The sequence below is a fragment of the Paenibacillus allorhizosphaerae genome, from assembly GCF_042659105.1.
Lineage (GTDB): Bacteria > Bacillota > Bacilli > Paenibacillales > NBRC-103111 > Paenibacillus_G > Paenibacillus_G allorhizosphaerae.
The window spans coordinates 42,463-64,660 of the sequence record NZ_JBHSRV010000007.1 but is presented as its reverse complement, the minus strand read 5'-3'; the positions used below and the strand labels follow the sequence as shown (position 1 = coordinate 64,660).

25 protein-coding genes and 1 riboswitch are annotated in these 22,198 nt (G+C 53.9%); of the genes, 19 read left to right on the top strand and 6 right to left on the bottom strand.

The features are described 5' to 3' along the window. Positions 1–6: 6 nt before the first annotated feature. Positions 7–1,857, top strand: coding sequence for an ABC transporter ATP-binding protein (locus ACFQI7_RS23500; RefSeq protein ID WP_230415129.1), 1,851 nt, complete (start codon positions 7–9; stop codon positions 1,855–1,857). Between the two features lie 411 nt (positions 1,858–2,268). Beyond that, positions 2,269–2,556 carry a hypothetical protein gene (locus tag ACFQI7_RS23495; RefSeq protein ID WP_218099999.1) on the top strand — a complete coding sequence of 96 codons (288 nt, stop codon included), beginning with the start codon at positions 2,269–2,271 and terminating at the stop codon, positions 2,554–2,556. A 148-nt stretch (positions 2,557–2,704) separates the two neighbouring features. On the opposite strand, the gene ACFQI7_RS23490 is transcribed toward ACFQI7_RS23495, so the two are convergent. Continuing rightward, complete coding sequence (locus tag ACFQI7_RS23490) at positions 2,705–3,472, bottom strand: sulfite exporter TauE/SafE family protein (protein WP_218099998.1); 768 nt, start codon at positions 3,470–3,472, stop codon at positions 2,705–2,707. A gap of 186 nt (positions 3,473–3,658) precedes the next feature. On the opposite strand from ACFQI7_RS23490, the gene ACFQI7_RS23485 reads away from it, so the two are divergent. From ACFQI7_RS23485 to ACFQI7_RS23465, 5 genes are all read left to right on the top strand, one after another. Beyond that, positions 3,659–4,045, top strand: coding sequence for a VOC family protein (locus tag ACFQI7_RS23485; RefSeq protein WP_218099997.1), 387 nt, complete (start codon positions 3,659–3,661; stop codon positions 4,043–4,045). 84 nt (positions 4,046–4,129) lie between these two features. Continuing rightward, on the top strand, positions 4,130–4,768 hold the full coding sequence (locus ACFQI7_RS23480; RefSeq protein WP_230415127.1) for a DUF3298 and DUF4163 domain-containing protein: 639 nt from the start codon (positions 4,130–4,132) through the stop codon (positions 4,766–4,768). A gap of 115 nt (positions 4,769–4,883) precedes the next feature. Then, complete coding sequence (locus ACFQI7_RS23475; RefSeq protein ID WP_230415125.1) at positions 4,884–5,549, top strand: NAD-dependent epimerase/dehydratase family protein; 666 nt, start codon at positions 4,884–4,886, stop codon at positions 5,547–5,549. 57 nt (positions 5,550–5,606) lie between these two features. Next, the gene (locus ACFQI7_RS23470) at positions 5,607–6,482 is read left to right on the top strand and encodes a phosphotransferase family protein (RefSeq protein ID WP_218099996.1); all 876 of its coding nucleotides are present in this window, start codon (positions 5,607–5,609) and stop codon (positions 6,480–6,482) included. A 467-nt stretch (positions 6,483–6,949) separates the two neighbouring features. Continuing rightward, entirely contained in the window at positions 6,950–7,174 is a 225-nt protein-coding gene (locus tag ACFQI7_RS23465; protein WP_218099995.1) for a hypothetical protein, read from the top strand. An 86-nt stretch (positions 7,175–7,260) separates the two neighbouring features. On the opposite strand, the gene ACFQI7_RS23460 is transcribed toward ACFQI7_RS23465, so the two are convergent. From ACFQI7_RS23460 to ACFQI7_RS23445, 4 genes are all read right to left on the bottom strand, one after another. Beyond that, on the bottom strand, positions 7,261–7,956 hold the full coding sequence (locus tag ACFQI7_RS23460) for a class I SAM-dependent methyltransferase (RefSeq protein ID WP_218099994.1): 696 nt from the start codon (positions 7,954–7,956) through the stop codon (positions 7,261–7,263). Positions 7,957–8,038: 82 nt separating this feature from the next. After that, entirely contained in the window at positions 8,039–8,353 is a 315-nt protein-coding gene (locus ACFQI7_RS23455) for a dehydrogenase (protein ID WP_218099993.1), read from the bottom strand. A gap of 72 nt (positions 8,354–8,425) precedes the next feature. Then, positions 8,426–8,887: a cupredoxin domain-containing protein gene (locus ACFQI7_RS23450; RefSeq protein ID WP_218099992.1), complete on the bottom strand. Its 462-nt coding sequence runs from the start codon at positions 8,885–8,887 to the stop codon at positions 8,426–8,428. A gap of 91 nt (positions 8,888–8,978) precedes the next feature. Continuing rightward, positions 8,979–9,455 carry an HPP family protein gene (locus tag ACFQI7_RS23445; protein WP_230415123.1) on the bottom strand — a complete coding sequence of 159 codons (477 nt, stop codon included), beginning with the start codon at positions 9,453–9,455 and terminating at the stop codon, positions 8,979–8,981. A gap of 176 nt (positions 9,456–9,631) precedes the next feature. Between ACFQI7_RS23445 and ACFQI7_RS23440 the strand changes: the two genes are divergently transcribed. From ACFQI7_RS23440 to ACFQI7_RS23425, 4 genes are all read left to right on the top strand, one after another. Continuing rightward, a complete protein-coding gene (locus ACFQI7_RS23440) occupies positions 9,632–10,552 on the top strand; it encodes a LysR family transcriptional regulator (protein ID WP_230415121.1) in 921 nt (306 codons plus the stop codon). Positions 10,553–10,612: 60 nt separating this feature from the next. Then, complete coding sequence (locus ACFQI7_RS23435) at positions 10,613–11,227, top strand: DedA family protein (protein ID WP_218100178.1); 615 nt, start codon at positions 10,613–10,615, stop codon at positions 11,225–11,227. A 147-nt stretch (positions 11,228–11,374) separates the two neighbouring features. Beyond that, positions 11,375–11,941 carry a thioredoxin family protein gene (locus ACFQI7_RS23430; protein ID WP_218099990.1) on the top strand — a complete coding sequence of 189 codons (567 nt, stop codon included), beginning with the start codon at positions 11,375–11,377 and terminating at the stop codon, positions 11,939–11,941. Between the two features lie 41 nt (positions 11,942–11,982). Beyond that, positions 11,983–12,621, top strand: a complete 639-nt coding sequence (locus ACFQI7_RS23425; protein ID WP_218099989.1) for an MBL fold metallo-hydrolase — start codon at positions 11,983–11,985, stop codon at positions 12,619–12,621. A 226-nt stretch (positions 12,622–12,847) separates the two neighbouring features. Here ACFQI7_RS23425 and ACFQI7_RS23420 read toward each other — a convergent pair whose 3' ends face one another. Continuing rightward, complete coding sequence (locus ACFQI7_RS23420; protein WP_218099988.1) at positions 12,848–14,170, bottom strand: ABC transporter substrate-binding protein; 1,323 nt, start codon at positions 14,168–14,170, stop codon at positions 12,848–12,850. A 214-nt stretch (positions 14,171–14,384) separates the two neighbouring features. Here ACFQI7_RS23420 and ACFQI7_RS23415 point away from each other — a divergent pair, with 214 nt between their 5' ends. The 8 genes from ACFQI7_RS23415 to ACFQI7_RS23380 all read left to right on the top strand — a co-directional run bounded on the left by ACFQI7_RS23415 (position 14,385) and on the right by ACFQI7_RS23380 (position 22,195). Continuing rightward, positions 14,385–15,281, top strand: a complete 897-nt coding sequence (locus tag ACFQI7_RS23415) for an AraC family transcriptional regulator (protein WP_218099987.1) — start codon at positions 14,385–14,387, stop codon at positions 15,279–15,281. 235 nt (positions 15,282–15,516) lie between these two features. Further along, a complete protein-coding gene (locus ACFQI7_RS23410) occupies positions 15,517–15,795 on the top strand; it encodes a hypothetical protein (RefSeq protein ID WP_218100194.1) in 279 nt (92 codons plus the stop codon). Positions 15,796–16,055: 260 nt separating this feature from the next. Next, positions 16,056–16,196 carry a hypothetical protein gene (locus ACFQI7_RS23405; protein WP_218099986.1) on the top strand — a complete coding sequence of 47 codons (141 nt, stop codon included), beginning with the start codon at positions 16,056–16,058 and terminating at the stop codon, positions 16,194–16,196. A gap of 169 nt (positions 16,197–16,365) precedes the next feature. Continuing rightward, positions 16,366–16,965: a TetR family transcriptional regulator gene (locus tag ACFQI7_RS23400; RefSeq protein WP_218099985.1), complete on the top strand. Its 600-nt coding sequence runs from the start codon at positions 16,366–16,368 to the stop codon at positions 16,963–16,965. A gap of 87 nt (positions 16,966–17,052) precedes the next feature. Continuing rightward, complete coding sequence (locus ACFQI7_RS23395) at positions 17,053–17,322, top strand: hypothetical protein (protein WP_218099984.1); 270 nt, start codon at positions 17,053–17,055, stop codon at positions 17,320–17,322. A 321-nt stretch (positions 17,323–17,643) separates the two neighbouring features. Then, positions 17,644–17,731, top strand: a riboswitch (cyclic di-GMP riboswitch). 417 nt (positions 17,732–18,148) lie between these two features. Next, positions 18,149–20,248, top strand: coding sequence for a methyl-accepting chemotaxis protein (locus ACFQI7_RS23390; protein ID WP_218099983.1), 2,100 nt, complete (start codon positions 18,149–18,151; stop codon positions 20,246–20,248). Positions 20,249–20,299: 51 nt separating this feature from the next. After that, positions 20,300–21,352: an ABC transporter substrate-binding protein gene (locus ACFQI7_RS23385; RefSeq protein WP_218099982.1), complete on the top strand. Its 1,053-nt coding sequence runs from the start codon at positions 20,300–20,302 to the stop codon at positions 21,350–21,352. An 18-nt stretch (positions 21,353–21,370) separates the two neighbouring features. Further along, the gene (locus ACFQI7_RS23380; RefSeq protein WP_218099981.1) at positions 21,371–22,195 is read left to right on the top strand and encodes an ABC transporter ATP-binding protein; all 825 of its coding nucleotides are present in this window, start codon (positions 21,371–21,373) and stop codon (positions 22,193–22,195) included. Positions 22,196–22,198 lie beyond the last annotated feature (3 nt).

The following is a 22,198-nucleotide window of genomic DNA, read 5'->3' as shown; positions in this document are numbered from 1 at the left end:
ATCGCGATGAGAGACATGCGTTGGGGAGAAGGCGGAGGAGGCGGAGGCCGATCCGCCCTGCAGGGCAGGGGACGGGCGACCTTGAAGGACGTATCGCTCTCCCGGATTTACGGCTTGTTCAAAGGGTATCGCTGGCAGCTTGCGGCCATCCTGGTGCTGGCGCTTGTCGGATCGGCCATCGGCCTGATCCCGCCGCTCATCATGAAGGACATCATCGACAAAGCGCTGCCGAACGGGGATACGAGGCAGCTGCTAAACCTTGTGCTGCTCATGGTGCTGCTGCCGCTCGCGAGCGGGCTGCTCGGCGTATGGCAGAACCATGAAAACACGAAGGTCGGGCAGGGCGTCATGCGCGACTTGCGCCAGTCGCTGTTCGCCAACTTGCAGCGCCAGTCCATGAGCTTCTTTACCGATGCGAAGGCGGGAGAAATCGTGCAGCGCTTGACCGGCGACGTGCAGGCGGTGCAAAACGTCGTGACGTCGGTTGTCGTCTCTGCCGTTACGCAATCGGTCGTCGTGCTGACGACCGTAGTCATTTTGTTTGCGCTCGACTGGCGGCTGGCGATACTCGCCACGGTCATCTTGCCGCTCTTCATCTTGCCGGTGCGCAAAGTATCGGAGGTGCGCAAACGGCTGCGCGGCGACACGCAGCGGGTGCGCGGCGAAATGTCCGGGCAGCTCGGCGAAATTTTTGGCGTATCCGGCGCGCTGCTGACGCGGATTTTTCAGCAGGAACCGGTTCAGCAAAAGCAGTTCACCACGCTGAACCAGAAGGTGATGGATCTGGAGCTGCGGCTCAACCTCGTAGGACGCTGGTATATGATGGTGCTCGGCCTGCTTGGGCCGCTCGGCACCGCACTCATCTATTTATACGGCGGGTATAACGTAATCCACGGCTCGATGACAATCGGCGGCATCGTCGCTTTCACAGCCTACCTCGGCCGGCTGTACGGTCCGGTCAGCACGCTGCTCAACCTGCATGTGGAGCTCGGAACGGCGCTCGGCGTCTTTCAGCGGCTGTTCGAGTATTCCGATATGGAACCGGAAGTGGCGAACCGCAAAGACGCGTCAGCGCTGCCGGAATCGGCGGGGCATGTCGCGTTCCGGCATGTGTCCTACAGCTACGAGCCGGGGCAGCTCGCGCTGCGAGACGTAAGCTTCGAAGCGAACCCAGGGGAGGTCGTCGCCATTGTCGGTCCGAGCGGCGCCGGCAAATCAACGCTGATCGGCATGCTGGCACGATTGTACGACCCGACCGAAGGGGAGGTCATGGTGGACGGCAACGATGTGAAGGGGGTCACGCTTGAAAGCTTGCGCAAGCAGGTGGCCTTCGTTACCCAGGAGTCGTTCATGTTCCACGCCAGCGTCCGGGATAACCTGCTGTTCGCCCGCCCGGGCGCATCGCAGGAGGAGATGGAAGAAGCGTGCCGCAAGGCTTACATCCACGACGTGATCGCCGCCTTGCCCGAGGGCTACGACACGACCGTCGGAGAACGCGGCCACCGGCTGTCGGGCGGGGAGCGGCAGCGTCTTGCCATCGCGCGGGCGATCCTGAAGAACCCGCGCATCCTGATCCTCGACGAGGCGACGTCGCATCTCGACTCGGCCTCGGAGGCATACGTCCAGGCAGCGCTCGACGAGCTGATGCGGGGGCGTACGACGCTTGTCATCGCACACCGGCTGTCGACGATCCGCTCCGCGAACCGGATTGTCGTGCTGGAGAACGGCCGCGTCGTCGACACGGGCCGGCACGAGGAATTGCTTGCCAGGGAAGGCCTGTATGCGCATCTGTACCACACACAGTTTGCCGAGACGGAAGAAGAGAGCGGAGAATCGGAAGCCTCGGCCGAATCATAGCATTGCCGCAACATGAAGCAGCGATGCTCCCTACTTGAGACGCGATTGTATATCAGCGGGGCTCGGAGATGATCCGAAAATGAAAAAAATGAGCATTTCTGGCTGCCGTGAGGCTGCGAGAGAGTGCTCATTTTTTCGTTTCACTTATCTTTTCACCGGACGGCTTTCGGATAATTCGCGGTACGCAGTAAGGAACGTATCCTGAAAAATATCCTCGACCAGGTGAATGTCACCTTTCCACCTTATAGTCGCAAAAAGCTCGCCGAAAGTTCGTGCAGCGGACATTTTTTTCTGAACGGGATCCATCTTTCCCGAATCCATTATGACGAGAAAATATCACATATTGAGGTTCGTCCGCATATATAATGGTTATTACCTTCTAATGGAACAGCGGGAAAGGAGACGCATGGAGTGAAACCAGTTCTTCATATCAACATGGCGGATGAGGGCGGGAAAGTGTATTGCTGCCTCCGCAACAGAGTCGTGAATTTAAACGAAGCGCAGAAGACGAAATATTGCAGCGGGTGCGGCATGTTTGCCGGGTTTGCGGGAGATCTAGGCGTCGAATGCTTATGGGAAGATGTGCGGCTCGTGAACGACCCGCATATTGCAGCCGATCCGATGGCGGAGTTTACCAGCAACCAGATCAAGCCGGTGCCTGCCGATTATTTGAGTACGTACGGTGCGCTGGAGCCGTGACTTGGTGAACGGGAACGGCAAGGCTTCATGGTACAAAAAGAGCACGTTACGCATAAAGCCGGTCCCATAGGCCGTACACTTATTAAAGTGTTCAGGCTACGGGACCCGGCCAATTTGCGTTCGGTGCTCATTTTTGTTCCTTATTCCACTATCCGTGAAGCACATCCCACAGCTGTTTGCCGATCAGAAGCGTCGTCACCCCGATAAACAGCGGTTTGACGTATTTCGAGCCTCGGCGGATCGCCACCTGAGACCCGACGATCGCCCCGACGATCATCGACAGGCCCATAGGCAGGCCGTAGCCGATATGGACCGATTTAAAGTAGAAGAACGAGGCCAGACTCGCGACATTGCTCGCGAAATTGAGCACTTTGGCATTGGCCGATGCGCCGACGAAATCGTAACCGAGCAGCAAAAACATAAAAAGCAGGAACGAGCCGGTGCCGGGACCGAAAAATCCGTCATAGTAGCCCAACACAAAGGCGCAGACGCTGGTGGCGACGATGCGGGCCGGAGTAAGTGGAATGGGTGCACCGGCGCCGTTCCAGTTCTTTTTGAGCAGCGTATAGATCAAAATGATAACGAGCATTCCTACCACGACAGGGCGTAAAAAGGAAGACGGCAGCAAATGCACGGTATACGTGCCGAGCGCGGAACCTGTGAAAGAAAGCGGGAAGAGGGCGAGCACGAATTTTCCGTTGATTTTGCCCGAAGATAAAAAGGAAATCGTGCTTGTTAACGATGACAGCGTGCCCCCGAGCTTATTGGTGCCAAGCGCCATACTCGGCGGAAGGCCGGTCATCATCAGCGCGGGCAATGCGATGATTCCGCCGCCGCCGACGACGGAATCGACAAAAGCCGCTATAAAGCCTACGGCGATCAAAAATAAAAGCATTTCAAATGAGGGCAGTTCCATGACGCAATTCTCCTCTGAAGTCAGACGACTTGTCCGTGTACACAACAGAGTCAAGTATAAAGAAATCGGCTTTTTTCTACAATCCCAAAGTTTGCCTTTTACCTGATTGCAATCGGGACGAGCCCATGGTATGTTCAAATGAGAGACATCGATTGACAATAAAAGGATGAGAGGTGCTGACAAGACATGATACATAAATTAGAGCATATTGGCGTGATGGTGAACGATATGGATGCTTCCGTCAAGTTTTACACGGAGGTCATCGGTTTGCAGCTCGTAAACCGGGCTAAACTGGCGGACGGCGTGGAGCTCGGGTTCCTGTCCTTTCCGGGCTCGGCCGACATCGAGCTTGAGCTGATCGGTCGCGGATCGGACGGGTTATCCGACAGCGGCAAGGTACACCATATCGCCTTTACGGTCAGCGATATCGAAGCGGAAGTGGAGCGGCTCAAAGGGCTCGGCGTGCGTATGATGGACGAGACGCCCCGCGTCATTTTGAATGGCGTCAAAATCGCCTTTTTTTACGGACCGGACGGGGAACGTCTCGAGTTTTTCCAGCCGGCGGCGAAATAACCCGAAGTTTATTGGCGCGCGTTCCGCTTAAGTCATGTCCCGCATGCCCCTCGCATATATTTCATTAGCATACGGGGCGGGGGAGTGAGCGCGATAGACAGAGAGTACGACGAGGAAGTCAGAGTCCGGAAAGAAAAGATCGTTACGCGGAGACTGGTGAAACCGCGGCTGGACGTGAAATATCCGCAGGTCGAGGGTATTCGCGACGGCCTTGTCAGGCGAATGATTAACAGCGCGATTATGGATGCGCAGTACGATTTGATCCGCCAGCAAGGGTATGTCGGCGATCCGTCCAAATCGGTCACGGGCAATTATCACGTCAAGCTGCACAAGAACGGGCTGCTTAGCTTGCTGTACGAAAATTACGGGTATGCGCAGGGGGCTGCGCACGGCATCACGTACCAGAGCTCGCAAACGTTCAATCTTGAGAACGGGGCGGAATACAAGCTCGCCGATTTGTTCAAACAGGGCAGCGATTATATTCGCAGACTGTCCGATATAATCAAACGGGAGTTTAAAGCGCGCGACATCCCGATGCTTACGGAATTTCACGCCATCCCGCCGGATCAGCCGTTTTATTTGACGGACCGGGCAATCGTCATTTATTTTCAACTCTATGAATATACGCCGTACGCCTACGGGTTTCCGACGTTCGAAATTCCGTTTGCCGAAGTGCAGGATATCATCGACCCCGCCGGCCCCATCGGGAAGCTTCAGTCATAGCGGCAACGATTACGGACGCTTCGCTTGGTGCGGAGGTCCGTTTTTTCGTCGTTGCGAATCGGACAAGTTATGTACCGAGTCGAGTCTTAATGATCAAGAGTGAAAGGGAGATCGAATGATGAGTCATACAGCCATTGTAGCCGGGGCGACAGGGCTGATCGGCCGACAAGTGGTCAAGGAACTGCTCGGCCAGCCGTTTTACGGGAAAGTCGTGGCTTTGGTTCGAACGCCGTGGGAGGAGCCGAACGAGAAATGCATCCAGATCAGAACGGACTATACCTCTTTGGAGGAGCCGCTTAGGCCGTACATTCCGAATGCGCACGTGTTCTGCTGCCTCGGTACGACGATCAAGAAGGCGCAAACCCGGGAGCGGTTCAAACAGGTCGATTACGAGTACCCGATGCAGCTCGGCCGATTGGCGGAAAAATATAAAGCCTCGCAATTCGCGATCGTTACGGCGATTGGCGCCCATGCGCGGTCGAACGTGTTTTACAGCAGAGTGAAGGGTGAGGTGGAAGAAGATTTAATGCGGCTGCAGCTTCCTGCCCTGCATATATTCAGGCCCTCGCTGCTGCTCGGGAACCGGGAGGAATTCCGCTTCGGGGAACAAATCGGCATGGGGCTGTCATCCGCGATCTCTCCCTTAATGGCAGGGCCGCTCCGTCAATACAAGCCGATTCCGGCCGAATGGGTTGCCAAATCGATGGTAAAGGCGGTGCTGTCGGGACGAGGGGGAAGCCATATTTACGCATACGATCAAATGGCGGCGCTGAACGGCTGAATTCGCAGGTTCATGTTGTGAAGCGCAAGTATAAATGGAACTAAGGAGCAGCTATGCATGCACGACAAATATATGAGCAGGATTAAAGAAGTGTACCCCGATTTGACCATTGACGACTACGTGGTGAATGACATCGGACAAAACAACGATGTGTTCATTATAAATCAATCGTTGGTATTCCGGTTTCCGAAGTATGAAGCAGGAATCGTCGCAATGAAAAAAGAGCAAAAAATTCTTGAATGCATCCAAAATATCGTATCGCTGCCGATTCCCTTTCCTTTATATGAATCTTTTGAGGAGGGTGAAGTAGGAAAAGTATTCACCGGATATGCTTTGATCCCGGGAGTTCCGTTATGGAAAGAAAGCCTCGCCGGGGTTAAAGATGAAGATTCGATAAAAGGACTGGCAATGCAGCTCGTAACGTTTCTGACGGAGCTTCATTCGGCTTCCGGAGAAATCGTAAATGAGTTCCTGCAGCCGGTGGATCAAGGTCCTCATGAAGAAATGAGCGCACTGTTTCGTAACATACAAAATAAACTGTTCCCTTATATGCGAAAAGACGCACAAACGAAAGTCTCCGAATGGTTTGAAGCTTTTCTGAGTAGCGAAACCAGCTTGGGCATCCAAACCGCGTTGATTCACGGCGACTTTGGGGCATCCAATATTATATGGCGACCGGATATAGGCAGCCTATCGGGGATTATCGATTTTGGAGGTTCCGGATGGGGCGACCCGGCGTATGATTTTGCGGGAATATGGTCCAGTTACGGTGAAGCTTTTTATGAAATGTGCATACATTTATACCCGGATGGGTCTGACATTTCAAAACGAGTAAAGTTTTATAAAAGTACCTTTGCGTTGCAGGAAGCGCTGCACGGGATCGAAAATAACGACAGGCAAGCATTTGAAGCCGGAATTCAAGATTATAGATAAAGCGCGGAATCCGATGCAAGAAAGTTTCATCCGAAAAGGGGCTACTTCCACGGATGGCAAACGTAAAAGACAGCTTTTCCGTGTTGTGCGGCAAAACAGGTGAAAAACCCTCTTCGGGCGACAGACTACCGGTTCCCCCTTGACCCCGGTACGTCATATAGCGGGGGAAGGGCACGAGAGGCGATTATGGATGCCAATCCGTGGACATACCGGATTTCCGCCTTGGAAATGATCCGCGAGGGCAAGGTGAGCGAGGGGACCGGAAAGAAGGCGGACGGGCAAATCGAAGATCCGCGCCATTACTTGTATCTTGAGCTGGCGAAAGAGACGACGCCGGCGAATACCGATAGCAAATCGTGGATCGGCACCGCCGTAAGCGTCAAGATCATAGGCGACCCGCACTGGTATACATCACATCTCGGCGATCCTATGCGGTCGACTCAGCGGGATGGGCGGCCTCCACCACGGTGCTTTTGCCGGCGGGAACGACGAAGGAGCAGGTGGAGGCGGTCAAAGTATTCACCGTTCCGGTTGGGAAGCCAGTCCCTTCATATCGTATTGCGGTTCGCCGTATTCACCGGACATTCTTCCTTGGCGCGAACTTTCAGCCGGAGCCGTCCTTTATCGAATGGTCGGGTGCGGTGACGCTAACGGACGGGCATCGTGAAGAAATTGTGTGGACAGCGAAGTGATTTGTCAGGCTGCGATGACATGCGTAGTTTCCGCCGCCTATTCGACCGACTGTATATCGGGATATAAACTTGGTCTGCCGAACCGGCTATTTTTTCCGGGCGATAAGGTTTTTGGAAAATGGAAAAGTGTAACGGTAGCTCTGTATCTTCACGTCTTCGGTCAATGTCGACACGATCTGCTCATATGGCTTGGTTTGGCGGCAATCGGACAGCACCAGCACACCGCCTGGCCGAAGCACACGCCACATCTCAAGCACGGACAGCTCCCGGTCGTCCGCTGAGGGGAGGCTGTGCAGGAAGGCGTGGGAGACGACGGCCTCAAACGATTTGTCGGCGAAAGGCAGCCGCTGCGCATCCCCGTCCATGACGCGAACGTTCGGCGTGCGTTCAAGCTCGCAGTTCCGTAGCAGCGCCTGGCGCTCCTTGCCGGACGCACCCGCCTGCGAACTGTGCGCGATCGCTGTCACTTGAGCGCCTTTCTGCGCCGCAGCGATCGCCAGCAGCCCGCGTCCTGTACCCACATCGAGCACCCGCTGCGCACTGCGCACCTCGGCGGCCTCAAGCACGACCCTGCGGTGCCACAGCTTGATCCAGGCAGAATAGAGCAGCATCCATGCACCGAACAGGAGCGAGATTACGCCCGCTGCGGCAATACATGCCTTGAGCCACAACCACGGCATATCGACCGCGAACAGCAAACCGAGCAGAACCGTTCCCGCACCCCATTGCAGTGCCATTAAGCGCGGCGCATCGAGACCGTACCTCAAATGAAAGCTTCCCATCCTGTTTCCTCCTTAATGAATTAGGCTTGTCCGCTGCGCCGGTCCGCGGCTGCCCGGAGAAGGACCGGCGCGGAAATCCGCGTCAGCCCCCGAAAGAATCGCGAAACGCTTTGGCGAGCGCTTTCGGCTCGACGCTCCACAGCTCGGCGATTTCCCCGCATACGTTGTCGTCGAACCAGTCCGCAAGCAGCTTGCGATTGCTGCGATTTTCCACGATGTAGGGCAAGTTGAGCAGCACTTTCTTGTAATACAAATCGTCGGCTTGGGCCACCAGATCTGCGGCGATGTAGCCGCCAAGCTTCTTTCTCGCCCGATACAGCTCCTTGCCGCATGCGCGCCGTATGCCTCGCGCCGTGGGCAGAGGCTGACTGTGCTTCATTTGGTTTCCGGGATTCATCTTCGCATCCGCACTCTCCTTCCTGCTATATGCTATGCGGAAGCAGGGCAGGTGGTACGGATCATTTCAGATTTACTCGTCCACCACAAGGTATCCGACCATCGGTCCGTGATGGGCGATATCAGGGTGAGTCAGGCAGATGATGCGGTAAATGCCCGGCTTATCTGCGCGGAAGCTGACGATCGTTTCCTGGCCTTTCTTCACCTCCCCCTTGATGTTTAGACCGTCAATGATAAAAGGGTGGCTGGCCCCGTTCACGCCGTAAATGCTGAGACGGATGTTTTCTCCTTTTTTCACGTAGACGGTTCCCGGATCCCAGCGGTATGCTTCGATTTCCTTGCCGTCCGGACCCGTTGATTTGAATTCGCCCGTGACGAGGTGAATCGTGCGCGCTTGCCCTGGATTCGGGCTTAGCGTTTCACGGACTTCGTCCCGGCTGATATAGATAAGTGCCGCCGCCGTGAACAATAGAGCGGCCAAGCCGATTTTCAGCAAACGGAGACGTTTTTTGCTGACAACCAGTACTTTGATCATGATCAGAGCATTCCCTTCGCCGTAAAGAATGGTTTGTACCCATTCTATGCGACAGCTTGTCAGCGCATGCCACGGTTTGGGGCGATGAATGTTACAGCCAGCGCTGCGGATAAGCGCGCCGGCACAGCCGGTGAAAGACGAAAGCGGAGGCGACGACCAGGACGGAGCCGAGCAGCGCGGGCGTCCACAGGAAGCTCCAGCCGGCGCCGCCGAGCATGACGACAAGCGGGTCTGCGCCGGCCGGCGGGTGCAGCGTGCGCGTAAGCTGCATGCAGACGATGGCCAGCGCAACGCTGAGTGCCGCGGACCAGACGCTCAGGCCGGCCGTATGCAGGAGCAGCAGGCCGATCGCTGTGCTGAGCGCATGGCCGCCGATGATGCTGCGCGGTTGGGCCAGGGGGCTATCGGGCAGCGCGAAGGCAATGACGCACGAGGCGCCGAACGGAGCCATCAGCAGGCTGAGCCCTGCCGCGTCGCCAGCGGCCATGCAGACATAAATGGCCAGGAAGCCGCCTGCTCCAGGCAGAAGCAGCGCGAGCGTTTTTTTCCAGAACGGTTTCATTTCCATGGATCTCATTCCTTTCGAGCCGGGCGGATTGCCTTGGGATGAAACCTATGCTAGCATACGATTATGGTATTTGAATAATGAATGTTATCAATGTTATCCATTCGAAATATCGATAGATAGACGCGTACGTGCAACCATCATCGTCTGCGAATCGTATTGGGAGGGGGAGAGTGCAAATGATGATTGACCGCTTGGAAGGCCGGACGTTCCGGACGCTGCTCACCGTTATCGAGGAGAGGAGCATCAGCAAGGCCGCGGAAAGGCTTGGCTACGTACAGTCTACGGTCACGACGCAGATTCGATTGCTGGAGGAGGCGTTCGGACGCAAGCTGTTTGACCGGCTGCCGCGCGGCGTCATGCCGACGGAAGCGGGCCGGAAGGCGGCGGCTTATGCCCAGCGTATTTTGCAGCTCGGCTCGGAGCTTGAGGCGGAGCTGCGGGAGACGGGCGAGCCGTCCGGTCCCGTTCGGCTGCGCGTGCTCGAATCGTTCGGCGCCGCCCTGCTGTGGGAAACGCTGCAGTCGTTCGTGTCCGCCTATTCTGCCGTTGAGCTTCAGCTCGACACGGGCTTCCAGTCGGATACGGTCGAAGCCGTCATGAACGGGCAGGCGGATCTCGGCATTGTGCCGGAGGACCCGTCCGAGGCCGAGCTGTCGTTCGAACCGCTCCTCACGGACGAGCTCGTCTGGGTCGCTTCTTCGCAAGCGGCGGAAGCGATCGACGCGCTCGGATGGGAAGCGGTGAAGCCGCATAAACTGATCGGATTCGGCTCCCGCTGCATTTATTCGAAATATGCGGCGGAGCAGCTTGCCGCCCACCATGCCGATTGCCGCGGGGTCATCGAGTTCGCTTCCGCCGAAATGATCAAGCGTTCGGTTGAGGGCGGCTTGGGGCTGGCCTGCTTGCCCCGATTGAATGTGGCGAAGGAGCTTGCGGAAGAGAAGCTCGCCGAATGCACGGTTCTTGGGCGGCAGCCGCTCCGATACGGCTTGATTTCGCTTCGGCGGCGGGAGCTTTCTCGCGCAGCACAACTGTTGCGCGAGCATGTGCGGGGCGATTTTGTTTCTGGGCGGCAGGATGAGGTTGTGATAGAATAAAATGAGTTTGAGAGAGGGACAAGACGTCACTACTTATTGCGGAGAGGAAGAGGCTGGAATATCATGGGTGAGCTGCTGCATGGCTTGATTCAATCGGCGCTTCATTTTATCGAAGGGCTGGGCGTTTGGGGGATCCTGCTGGGGCTGATGCTGGAAGTCATACCGAGCGAAATTGTACTTTCCTTCGGGGGATACCTTGTTTCTCAAGGTCGAATATCGCTGGTCGGAGCGATTGTGTTCGGCACGATCGGCTGTTTGCTGCAGCAAGTGATTTTATATTGGATCGGACGCTACGGCGGCAGACCGTTCCTGGACAAGTTCGGCAAATATTTGCATCTGAAGAAGAAGCATCTGGACATCGCCGAAGGCTGGTTCAACAAATATGGTGCCGGCATGGTGTTTACCGCCCGTTTCGTACCCGTGCTTCGGCAGGCGATTTCGATACCGGCTGGGATGGCACGGATGCCGATGCTGAAATTTTTGTTTTATACGCTGCTCGGCACGATCCCTTGGGCGGTACTCTTCGTTTATTTCGGACGAGCGCTCGGCGATAACTGGGAGCAGATCGATGAAGTGACCCGTCCCTATGTAAAACCGTTCATTTTTGCGGCGATCGTGTGTGCGGCATTATATATTTTGTGGAAATATTTCAGACGAGACAAATCCAAAGCGTAATGCTTTTATTCGTCCCCGTTCCGGTTGGAGCGGGGACATTTTTTTGGTACAATAACCCATAGGAAGCGACAAGCGATTGTTGCAATTCCATTCGCTTTATCGCCACGATCACAATAGTTGTTACCTTGAAGAGGAGGATGGATATACATGAGCACCAATTTGGCCGAGAAACTGCGCAAAGGACGGTCCCCGCAGCAATTTATTGACGGGATGACTAAAAACCAGGAGAGGTTCCAAGACTGGTACAATCAATTTTCCTGGGAGAACGAAGACGATAAGGAATTTTTCGAATCGCTGAACAATCGCGACGACTTGCGATGCCTCATTTTGGCTGCGGATTGGTGCGGCGACGTTGTGCGCAATATTCCGGCCGTATTCCGCGCGCTGGAGATTTCCGGGATCCCAACGGAGGTGCTGATCAAAGAAGAGCATCCGGACGTGATGGCGCAATTTTTGACCGGTGGCGGCGAAGCGATTCCGATCGTCATCTTCACCGATTTCAGCGGTCACGTACTGGGGCACTGGGGACCGCGCCCGGCACATGTACAGGCGGTCATGAACAAATTCAAACAGGAAAACCCAGATCGCGAAGCGCCGGATTACCAAGATAAAATCAAGATCGCCCGCGAAGAAATGGGTCGTCAATACGGCGAGGGCACCGGATATCAGGCCGTTATCGTCAAAGAATTGCGCGATCTGCTGTCCTCGTTCTAACGCGCGGCAGCTCGCATTACTCAAAGGAGACGCACAGAACGATGGATTTGAAAGAATTGAAAGTGGAAGTATTCTCGCTCGGGCCGCTGCAGACGAATGCTTACCTTGTTTCCCTGCCGGGGGTCAATAAAGGGATCGTCATCGATCCCGGCATGAACCCGCAGCCGCTGCTGAAACGGGTGAAAGATATGGAGATCGAAGCGATCCTGCTGACGCATGCGCATTTCGATCATATCGGCGGGGTGGAGCAGCTGCGCAAGCAAAAAGGATGCCCCGTCTATGTGCACGATGCCGAGAGCGATTGGCTGACGAATCCGAAGCGCAACGGCTCGGCCAATTGGCCGGAGCTCGGCGGACCGATCGTCGCGGAGCCGGCCGAATACGCGCTGGATGAAGGCCAGCAGCTTAAGGTGCTGGACGGCGTCGTCTTTCGCGTGTTCCACACGCCGGGACACTCGCCGGGCAGCGTCAGCTTCCTGTATGGCCAGCATCTGTTCAGCGGCGACGTCCTGTTCAAGCTGTCCGTGGGACGCACGGACCTTACGGGAGGCAGCGAACGCGAGCTGCTCGAGTCGATTCACGGCAAGCTGTTTGAGCTGCCGGACGATACGATCGTATACCCGGGCCACGGACCGCGAACCACGATCGGATTTGAACGCGAGAATAACCCATACGTATAAAGCAAAGAGAATCACCCGTTTGACCAGGGCGATTCTCTTTTTTATAAGCTCACAATTTATTCAAGAAAAGCATCATCTAGGACACGAATGTATCTTCATCGAAAGGGCTTCTATCAGAAGCTTTTCGAATGTCGAAATGCGCAGTAATTGCATGCAGCCCGCCGGACTCGATGGTGCAGTGGAATGCGGCGATTCGATGCCGCGGCACCCTTGGAAGATGTTCCGGTCATTTGGTCCGGTTCGTTTCGATATACTTGTTAATGGCTTCTTCTGATTCGCGAAGAATGGTGTTAATATCTTTCTCGCCTTTCACGACTGGGGTTATATTGGATGACATTAAGCCCTCGGCGTATGAATCGTATTTGCTCACGGGCAGCGCCTTTGCGGCGGAAGACTTGAATGCGGCCTGGACGTTTTTGCCCTGCAAATAAGGCAGGTTCGTTCCGAACGATTGTTCGATGCTTTTGCCCTTGAGCACCGGCAGGCGCGCGTTCTTTGCGACTTCCGTCTGCACTTCGTCGGAGAGAATTGTGGCAATGACCTGGAACGCCTGATCTTTATATTTGCTTTGCGACGTTACATGAAGAATCCAGGCATCGGTTTGCATGCCGACGTTAGCGCGCTCGGGAAAGGAAGGATATTGCACCAGATCCCAGTTCAAATCCTGTGCGACTTTCAGATTCGGCAAAATGTTATTGGTAGCGAACATGGCCAGGTTGCGTTCCTTGATGAACTGATCGGTGCCGCCTCCGGCGAGACGAACCTGGTTGTTTCCCGGAATGTCGTAAATGCTCTTCAACAATTCGAATATTTTTTTCCAATTGTCGTTATTGACTGTCGCCTTCTCCGTCTTCGGGTCGACGAAAGCGTACGAGAGGACGGACGCGACGCGGGTCGATTTGTCTGGTTCCAAGCCGCGATACTGCACGCCGCCGTCGCTGCGCGTCACGTTTTTGGCAAGCTCCCTCACTTGCTCCCACGTCATGCCGTCCTTCGGATAGGCGACCCCGAATTTATCGAAAATATCCTTGTTGTAGTAAAGGCCGCTGAAATGCATCGTCCAAGGGAGGCCGATCAGATGATCCTGCTGGCTTGACGTTTTGACGGATTCGACGGCCACCGGATCAAGCCGGGAAAGATCCAGATTAAACTTTTTGATCAACGGCTCGATATTTTCCTCCAATCCGGTGCCCATGTAGCGGTAAATGATAGGTGAGGCCGACATGACCAGATCCGGTATGTTTCCACTGGCCAGCAGCTTGTCGAGTGCGAGCTCAGGCTTGGTCATATCCAAGATTTCAAACGAAATGTGAGGGTAGCGCTTTTTGACCGGCTCTTCGAAATATTTTTGAAATTCGTCCGGGCCAAGCCATCCGATGTTGATGGCGAGTTTCAGCGTGACAGGGTCGGTGGACACTTGCGGCACTGCGTTTTTGCCTGCATCCGCAGGTCCGTTCCCGGTGCTGCCGCCCGATCCGGAACTGCATGCCGTCGCCCACAGCATAAGCGAAAAAGCGGTCGCAGCCAGGCAAGCTCGTGTTAATTTCATAGCTATACCCCTTTCGATAAAACATATATAATTTTATGTATGCGGTTGCAAAACGTGCCGTCAGTAAGGAAGTCAAAACACTATGCAGCGGAGAGGGACGGCGGGTAGTAAGCGTTCATTTCGTTCTAACTTCTTTTCATTGTAAAGAAATAGGCAGGATCACGTAGGACACAATTTCGCTAATGATCCCATTTTTTCGTGAGGAGTGAACAAGATGACTTTTTTTCCGATCAACAAACAGCTGACGGACTACCCCCATATTTCGCAGTCGTTTCCGCTCGATATTACGATTAATCAAATATACCGTCATTTTCCTGCGCACCGGCACGATTTTCTGGAATTTTCACTGGTAATCGAAGGGAGCGGTTATGAAGTAATCAACGGGATCAAGCATCCGATGCAGCCCGGGACGTTCACCTTTTTACTGCCGTACCAAATCCACGAAATCTTCGTTTCATCGCCGCAGCCGCTGCGTTTGTACAACTGTATGTTCGGCATCGATCTTTTCCAGGCGCCCATGGTGTGGATGGATTTTCGGGAGCTGTTGTTTTCGAAGGAATCACTGCCTTCCTACATACACTTTTGCGGTAAGGAGCTTGAATGGATGACCGGCATGCTGGCTCAGCTGCATCATGAAGCGTACAACCGAAGTGGACTGTGGCGAAACTGCCTGATGCTGGCGAAGCTGACGGAAATTCTCGTGCGTTTCGATCGCTTGAGAAGGAACGGAGAGGGCGCGAAACCGAAGGAAGAGTCGGGGATGAGTTCGGTATGGCCGATCATCCAATATATTCATCATCATTATCGGGAGCCGATCTCGCTGTCAGGCATAGCCGACCGTTTTCGAATGAGCAGTTCGCATTTGAGCGAAGAAATCAAAAAACATATCGGCATGAATTTCATTCATTTTCTCCACGAGGTCCGGATCCGCCATGCTTGCGGACTGCTCGCTTCCACGAGCATGAGCGCTTGTGATGTAGCCGAAGAGGTCGGTTTCGGTTCCCTCAAATCGTTCTCGCGCATCTTCCGTGCGACGAAAGGCGTGACCCCGGCGGAATACCGCAAGCGCTGTCACATAGCGGAAACGGATGAACGGGGGAACGTGCGCTGAGCACTGCGCTTCGGCCGTGCGTCCAGCAAATGGAAGCCTGCTTGGACCGTTGCAGCGGGCGAGAGTCCAATTTTGCCGAAATATGGGTGAATACCGTGTTCCCGATAGGTAGATCTCCATAGACTAATGATGTGTTCGATAGGGAACACGCAAACAGTCGAAGCGACTGCGGGCTGCCCGTTCAGCTGACCAACGCGGCGTGCAGCCTGCCCAATTCATGGAGGTGCCTATTTCAATGGAAAAGTATCAACCAATGGCGAACCCGATGGTAAGTCCGATGGCGAATCCGATGCCGGCTCCTTATCCTACTGCGGTTTCCCCGGCTGTCATGCCGTCTCAACCGATCTACGCTTCTCCGGTTAACGTGCATGCAAGCTATGAAGAAATCAATATTTACGCGCCGAAAAAGCATCACCATCACCACGGTATCCATGGCGTATGGACGACGACGGGAGCGATTCTGGTATTGTACATTTTGCTCGTCATCATTCTGCGCAGCTCGCATCGCCTCTGATGCATCGCCGAGGCCGGCGGTCCGTCCGGTAGTATGAATCCGGCTCCGCCGTAAGCCGCGACCGAGGCTCCCTGCGTTATTACAGCTTACTTATATTAGCGACAACGTATGCTGGCAGGGAGCCTTGCGAAGGTGGTAAGACACGTGATGGTGTCCGTCCGAATTCACAAGCAAGGTACATAGGCAATCTATAAAAAGGTTAGCATTTTCCATTCGTTGAGTATTTATTAAATCAAACGTTTGATTTAAAATAACGTTTAATGCTTACTGACGCTTCCGCACTGGCGATGATTCTCGTCGTCTGCGCCGTGGTCGGGCTGCTCGCTACGGCCGTGCGCAAAGACGTTTCGTTCGCTCCCGGAGGGGCGCGGTCGGCGTCGCCGGCGCCGTCGAATTCATAGACGGCTGGCCTTAGACCGGGTTTCGCTCAGCGCCAAGCTTGTCCTTCCTGCCACCGGCGTTCCCGGGTGGCTTGCACTTCCCGGTGCAAAGTTTCATAATGGTTATAAAGTAAAGGCTTTCAGCCAGTCGTGCAAGCAAGAGTGGCCGCATTTACGGAAGGGATGTTGTATGGCGCAGACAGATTCGGAAATGAAAATACGCATACTGCACGCCGCTAAAAAGCTATTTTCCGAGCAAGGCTTTGACGGGACGAGCGTCCGGCAAATTTGCGAGGAAGCCGGCGCCAATGTGGCGCTGGTGTCCTATTATTTCGGAGGCAAGGAGAAAGTGTTCCATGCCGTATTCGACTACTTTTTCCCGGGCCGGCGGATGCAGCAATATGAGGAAACGCTTAACCAACCTGTAGAGGGCTTACGGCTGATCGTGAAGGAAATCATCCTTTTCAGCATGACGGATACGGAGCTTAGCGGCATCATACAGCAGGAAATGATTCGCAGAAGCCCCCGGTCGGATACGATACGCGCCATCACGTTCCCCGTATGGGAAAAGGTGCGCGAGCTGCTGGAGAAAGGCAGACGTGAAGGCGTTTTCCGGTTCGAATCGTTGGATCACACGTTCATGTTCATTATCGGGGTCGCGCTGGGGCATAAAAAATTTCCGCATTTCGAACCGATCATGTCCGTAACGGAGTCGAATCCGCAATGGATGGCGGATCATGCCGTCGATTTTATTTTCAAAGCGCTGGAGGTCAAAGAACAGGAAACATAACGGACGGATAGGGGACATCCGCCCACACCGCCCGCCCTGGAAATTGCATAATATACATTAACTAGCTTCCAAAGGGTGATCCGTATCATGAATCGATTTCCAATGATGATCCGCAGCGTCAACGAAAGTCTGGATGAGATTATTACCGCTATTGATAAAGTGAATGCCATCTATCAGTCGGCGGAGCAAATGTCTCCAATGGTGAAGCAGGTCGCCAAACTGCTGGCCGACGCGAAAGCGGGAAATTCCGGGCCGGTACGAACGAGCGAAGGCCGCAGCAGGCAAGGGCAAGTTCATACGGCCCGTGCCAAAAAGAAAAAGCCGTCCTCAACCCGCGGCATAAGGCGCGTTTGGTAAACCCAATAAACGAGGAAAAAGCCAGGTTCCGGCCAACCTGGCTTTTTTTGGTTGGCAAACTCTCCCAAATGGGTTATACTGGAATCTATCATATGTTATTCCCAATATATCAAACTTGGTTGCCCCGGTTTTCTTCCTCCGCTACGGTCGTAGCGACCGTGTTCGCTAATTCGTCATAATTTGCACGAGCTTAATCGTATCAGCGAATTGAGTAGTTCTTTCGTAGGACAACTTTTATTTGAAGTGCCCTAAATATTGCAAAAGATGTTGATTGTTGTAAATTGCTGTGTTATGGTAATGAGGAATAATGACTAACTACTTTACTGATAAAGGCAGACTCTTCGAAAGAAGGGGACGCAAAGCCACAGGCCTAAAGGATCAATTTTTCTATGGCGGCTGGGTTTCCAAAGGAGGTAGGACGAATGATCGTTGCTGAATCTGTCCGTTGTTGACCCGGATGGTTCTTTATCATGCATATTTTTGAAAAAATGCTGCATCGCTTTTTCGCTATTGCTGCAAGAGTGATATAAAAGCAGACATGAAGTTACGGCAATGATAGGGTTTCGCAAGTGAACGGTAAAATTTATGTTGGATTTTGCAGAACGATGTCAATCGTCTTGCCGTTGTAGTCACCATGTTTCGACAGAACCAGATTAGAAGAAAAGCTTGTGCCACGTCTCCCCGTCGGTTTCTTCAAGCCTGATAGATTCAATGACCGGAGGACCTTGATAGACAAGGGCACCACAACAGCAGCGGAGTTCACTCAAGTTACTACATAACTTCGGTGCGGCGTGGGTTGGAACAAGAGATGAGAGGACGAGCATTTATGAAATCTTTCAAGCTGCTGACGACGATTTTTCAACCGGTAGTCTTTGCCATGAACAGACTAAAATTTTCCTTGAAGTTTGCGTTGATCGGTCTGTTTTTGATCATTCCGGCCATTGTCATCAGCCTGCTGTTAAGCAAGCAGATTATGGAGCAAATCCGCCTTGGATCCGAAGTAGGGCGGGGACTGAGCTATGTGAAGTCGATTCAACTGGCGGTAAATGAAACGATATCCTCCCGCGAAGCGTTACTGTCATCGGATGCGAGCAAAGCGGATGAGGCAAAGAAACGTTTGGCTGCGGCGATTGACGAACTATCCGTGAGCGAGCGCAAGTATAGCAGCGGAGCCGCTACGGGTGAAAAGTTGGAGAAGGTGCTGGAGCAGCACGCCAAGTTGAAAGAGGCGGCGCTTAAGGATAAGAAAGAAATTGTAGATCTGTACGCCGTGCTCATGACGGAGCTTAACAACCTGATTACGGCGGTCGGCGACGCTTCGAATGTCAACTTCGACAGCTATGAAGGAACCTCTTACCTCTTTAACGCGTATGCCAGCCAAATGCTTCCGCAAACGAACAATACCTCGGTGATGAAAAGCATCGGTCCCGACGTATTAGCGCGAGGCTCTTTGACGGAGGATGAGAAGTTATGGCTGCGCACAGCCTCCGTGAAGTCGCGAATGAACGCTTTGCAAACTTCCATGGATACGTTTTTCCGGGCAAATCCGGAGTACGCAGAGCGGCTTCAAAAGCCGACGGAACAAGCGATTTCGGCATCCAACGCATTTTCCGATCTGGTTGGGACCAAAATGCTCAACGCTGCCGAAATGATGAGCCAAAAATCCGAATTCGACATCGTCGTTTCCAAGACGGAAGAGGCGAATGCCGCTTTGCTGAGCGCGCTTTCGGCGACGCTTGACGAAATAACGAAGGAGCGGATGGACAGCAACCGGAGCACGATCGTGTGGGTCATGCTGCTGGTAGTATTCGTGATCGTCTTATCCGTTTATTTGTTCTCCGGGTTCTACATCTCGGTGATCCGATCCATTCGTCAGTTGTCGGAAGCGTCGGCGACGCTTGCGGCCGGGGATCTGCGTACGCAAATCCGGCTTCAGACCAAGGATGAGATGAGCTACATCGCCCAGTCGTTCAACGAAATGGCGGCCTCTCTCGAGAAGCTGATTACGATGAACAAGAAGGTCGTCGACCAGGTGGCGGAGTCATCCACGATCCTGCTCGAAACCTCGAACCAATCGGCGGCTTCGACGGAACACTTCAACCAGGTGATCGGGGACATTGCCCAAGGATCGTATACGCAATCGGAGGCGGCGCAGCAATCGTCCACGGCCATGGTCGAAATGGCTGCCGGCATTCAGCGCATTGCGGAATCCTCTTCGACCGTATCGGAGGCCGCCATCGTGGCGTCCACAAGAGCGGAGAACGGGAATACGCTCGTGCAATCGGCAATTGGTCAGATCGATTCGATTCATCAAACCGTGCAATTGGCGGCGCAAATCGTCCATACGTTAGGGCAGCGGTCCAGCGAGATCGGCCAAATCGTAGGAATGATCAGCGAAATCGCGAATCAGACGAATCTGCTTGCCCTGAACGCTTCGATCGAGGCGGCCAGAGCGGGCGAACACGGCAGCGGCTTTGCCGTTGTAGCCGCAGAAGTGAAGAAGCTGGCGAACGCAAGCAAAGACCAGGCGCAAAGCATCGACGGATTGATCAAGGACATTCAAGACAGCGTCAACCAAGCGGTACAAGCCATGAATCAGGGCGTAGAGGATGTCAATATCGGTTCCAACATGATGAAAGAGACGGAAGCTTCATTCCGTCATATTTTGGAATCCGTACAGGAAGTCGCGGAGCAAATTCAGGAAATTTCCGCAGCAGCGGAAGAAATGTCGGCAGGCTCCCAGGAAGTTTCCGCATCGCTTGAGGAGATGGTGGATATCGCCGGAGTCGCCAGAGATAAGGCATCGGACGCCAACTCTTCGGTTTCCGTTCAGTTGAAATCCGCCGAAACCATTCAATCGTATTCACGGAAGCTCAATGAGCTTGCGATGAGTCTGCAAACCGATATGGGGCGTTTTAAAGTGTAGGAGCAGGATTTATATAAAAGATCCAAAGTAACGATTGGGAGGGACTTATTGATGTTGGGATGGAGAGGTACAAAACGAATTTGGGTGACTGGGCTGCTCGTCATGGCTCTGGCCTTAACGGGCTGCGGTGGAAAAGCGACGCCGGCATCAGGCGGGAAGGACGGCAAAGGGGAAGCGCAGAATCAGCAGGAATTGGTCAAGTGGAAGCACGGGATCGTTAAAGCCAGAGGCGACGCATCGTACCAGCTGATGGCGAAAGAGAAAAACTTCTTCAAAAAGCACGGCGTCAATATCGAATACATGGAGTTTGAGAGCGACGTTACGATGCTGCAGGCGCTCGTCGCCGACCAAATCGATTCGATGGAAGCGAACCCGGCTTCGGCACTCACGGCCGTACAGCAAGGCGCGAAGCTCAAAGTGATCGGCTCCACGTTATCGGTCAACCCGTTCGTGCTGTACGTAAAAAGCAACATCAAAAGCTTTGATGATTTGAAAGGGAAAACCGTCGGTACTTCCGCTCCGGGTTCGATGCCGGAGATGTCGGCCAAAGCGATGTTGAAAGCAAAAGGAATCGATGTCAATTCGGTTACGATCGTCAATGCAGGAGCAGACGCTCAACGTTACCAAGCACTCGTAGCCGGCAAGCTGGACGCGACGGCGGCAAACAGCGACTACGTGGTGAACGCCGCTTCCGACGGCATCAAGGTGTTGGCTTATGCGTCCGACGTGATTCCGGACTATCCGCGGTTTGTAGTCATCGCCAGCGAAAAGTCGCTTAAGGACAGACCGCAGGGAGCGGTCGGATTTTTGGCGGCTCAGAGCGAAGGTCTAACCTATGCGCTGGAACACCGCAGCGAAGCGATTGCACTGGCAGCTAAAACGATGAACGTGCCGACGGATAACGAAGGCATCATTCAAGTATACGATGAGTTTAAAAACAAAAACTTCGTTTCGCCGAACCTGGAAATTCCGGTGAAAAAAATCGAGTGGCTGCAGGATTTGCAAATCGAGCTTGGCCGCATGAAGGGCAAAGTCGACGTCAATTCCATTGTGGACGGGTCATTCCGGGAACAAGCGCTTAAAAAAGTATCGGGCTCCAAATAAACTGAAAGGGGCGATCTCATGGACACTAGAGTACCGAAGGTCAGGGTCAGCAATATCAGCAAGCAGTTTACGGTGTGGGTCGAGGACAAAGAACAAGTCATCCGCGCCTTGGACAACGTTTCCTTCAGTGTCAATGCGGGCGAAATCGTGGCGTTGGCCGGAACGAGCGGTTGCGGCAAAACGACGATGCTCCGGATTTTAATGGGTCTGGAGCAAGCATCGTCCGGTACAGTTGAGATCGACGGCAACAAGGTGAACGGCCCCGGGTTCGACCGGGGCATGATTTTCCAGCATGCGGGTCTGCTGCCATGGCGCAGCGCGCTCGAAAATGTAGAGTACGGACTTGAAGTCAAGAAGATTCCGAAGCAGCAACGGCGCGAGGCGGCACAGCATTATCTCGAGCTGGTCGGTTTGAAAGACTTTATGCATCATCGGCCCAATCAGTTATCCGGCGGGATGCAGCAGCGCGTAGGCATTGCACGGGCACTTGCTATCGACCCCGAAGTATTGCTGATGGATGAGCCATTCGGCGCGCTGGATGCGCAGACGCGCGAATCGATGCAGGAAGAACTGCTGCGCATTCAGCAACAGACGACCAAGACGATCCTATTCGTCACGCACGACTTGGATGAAGCCGTGCTGCTTGCCGATAAAGTGTTGGTATTGTTCCCGGGCCCGGGGCGTATTCACGAAATCGTCGACATTCATATTCCTCATCCCCGGACGGACACGATTGCGGTTCGCGGTTCGGAAGAATTTAATCAGAAAAGGTACCATATCTGGAAAACGCTCAAGACGGCAAGTACATTGCAGGCAAATCCCATTCCGGCGGAGGTGCGGTGAGTG

Excerpts from the sequence above, each read along its gene's own strand:
- ACFQI7_RS23500 (WP_230415129.1), top strand. The coding sequence starts at position 7 with ATGAGAGACATGCGTTGGGGAGAAGGCGGAGGAGGCGGAGGCCGATCC.
- ACFQI7_RS23490 (WP_218099998.1), bottom strand. The coding sequence starts at position 3,472 with ATGGAACTGCCCTCATTTGAAATGCTTTTATTTTTGATCGCCGTAGGC.
- ACFQI7_RS23485 (WP_218099997.1), top strand. The coding sequence starts at position 3,659 with ATGATACATAAATTAGAGCATATTGGCGTGATGGTGAACGATATGGAT.
- ACFQI7_RS23475 (WP_230415125.1), top strand. The coding sequence starts at position 4,884 with ATGATGAGTCATACAGCCATTGTAGCCGGGGCGACAGGGCTGATCGGC.
- ACFQI7_RS23470 (WP_218099996.1), top strand. The coding sequence starts at position 5,607 with ATGCACGACAAATATATGAGCAGGATTAAAGAAGTGTACCCCGATTTG.
- ACFQI7_RS23460 (WP_218099994.1), bottom strand. The coding sequence starts at position 7,956 with ATGGGAAGCTTTCATTTGAGGTACGGTCTCGATGCGCCGCGCTTAATG.
- ACFQI7_RS23455 (WP_218099993.1), bottom strand. The coding sequence starts at position 8,353 with ATGAATCCCGGAAACCAAATGAAGCACAGTCAGCCTCTGCCCACGGCG.
- ACFQI7_RS23450 (WP_218099992.1), bottom strand. The coding sequence starts at position 8,887 with ATGATCAAAGTACTGGTTGTCAGCAAAAAACGTCTCCGTTTGCTGAAA.
- ACFQI7_RS23445 (WP_230415123.1), bottom strand. The coding sequence starts at position 9,455 with ATGGAAATGAAACCGTTCTGGAAAAAAACGCTCGCGCTGCTTCTGCCT.
- ACFQI7_RS23440 (WP_230415121.1), top strand. The coding sequence starts at position 9,632 with ATGATGATTGACCGCTTGGAAGGCCGGACGTTCCGGACGCTGCTCACC.
- ACFQI7_RS23430 (WP_218099990.1), top strand. The coding sequence starts at position 11,375 with ATGAGCACCAATTTGGCCGAGAAACTGCGCAAAGGACGGTCCCCGCAG.
- ACFQI7_RS23425 (WP_218099989.1), top strand. The coding sequence starts at position 11,983 with ATGGATTTGAAAGAATTGAAAGTGGAAGTATTCTCGCTCGGGCCGCTG.
- ACFQI7_RS23420 (WP_218099988.1), bottom strand. The coding sequence starts at position 14,170 with ATGAAATTAACACGAGCTTGCCTGGCTGCGACCGCTTTTTCGCTTATG.
- ACFQI7_RS23415 (WP_218099987.1), top strand. The coding sequence starts at position 14,385 with ATGACTTTTTTTCCGATCAACAAACAGCTGACGGACTACCCCCATATT.
- ACFQI7_RS23410 (WP_218100194.1), top strand. The coding sequence starts at position 15,517 with ATGGAAAAGTATCAACCAATGGCGAACCCGATGGTAAGTCCGATGGCG.
- ACFQI7_RS23405 (WP_218099986.1), top strand. The coding sequence starts at position 16,056 with ATGCTTACTGACGCTTCCGCACTGGCGATGATTCTCGTCGTCTGCGCC.
- ACFQI7_RS23400 (WP_218099985.1), top strand. The coding sequence starts at position 16,366 with ATGGCGCAGACAGATTCGGAAATGAAAATACGCATACTGCACGCCGCT.
- ACFQI7_RS23395 (WP_218099984.1), top strand. The coding sequence starts at position 17,053 with ATGAATCGATTTCCAATGATGATCCGCAGCGTCAACGAAAGTCTGGAT.
- ACFQI7_RS23390 (WP_218099983.1), top strand. The coding sequence starts at position 18,149 with ATGAAATCTTTCAAGCTGCTGACGACGATTTTTCAACCGGTAGTCTTT.
- ACFQI7_RS23385 (WP_218099982.1), top strand. The coding sequence starts at position 20,300 with ATGTTGGGATGGAGAGGTACAAAACGAATTTGGGTGACTGGGCTGCTC.
- ACFQI7_RS23380 (WP_218099981.1), top strand. The coding sequence starts at position 21,371 with ATGGACACTAGAGTACCGAAGGTCAGGGTCAGCAATATCAGCAAGCAG.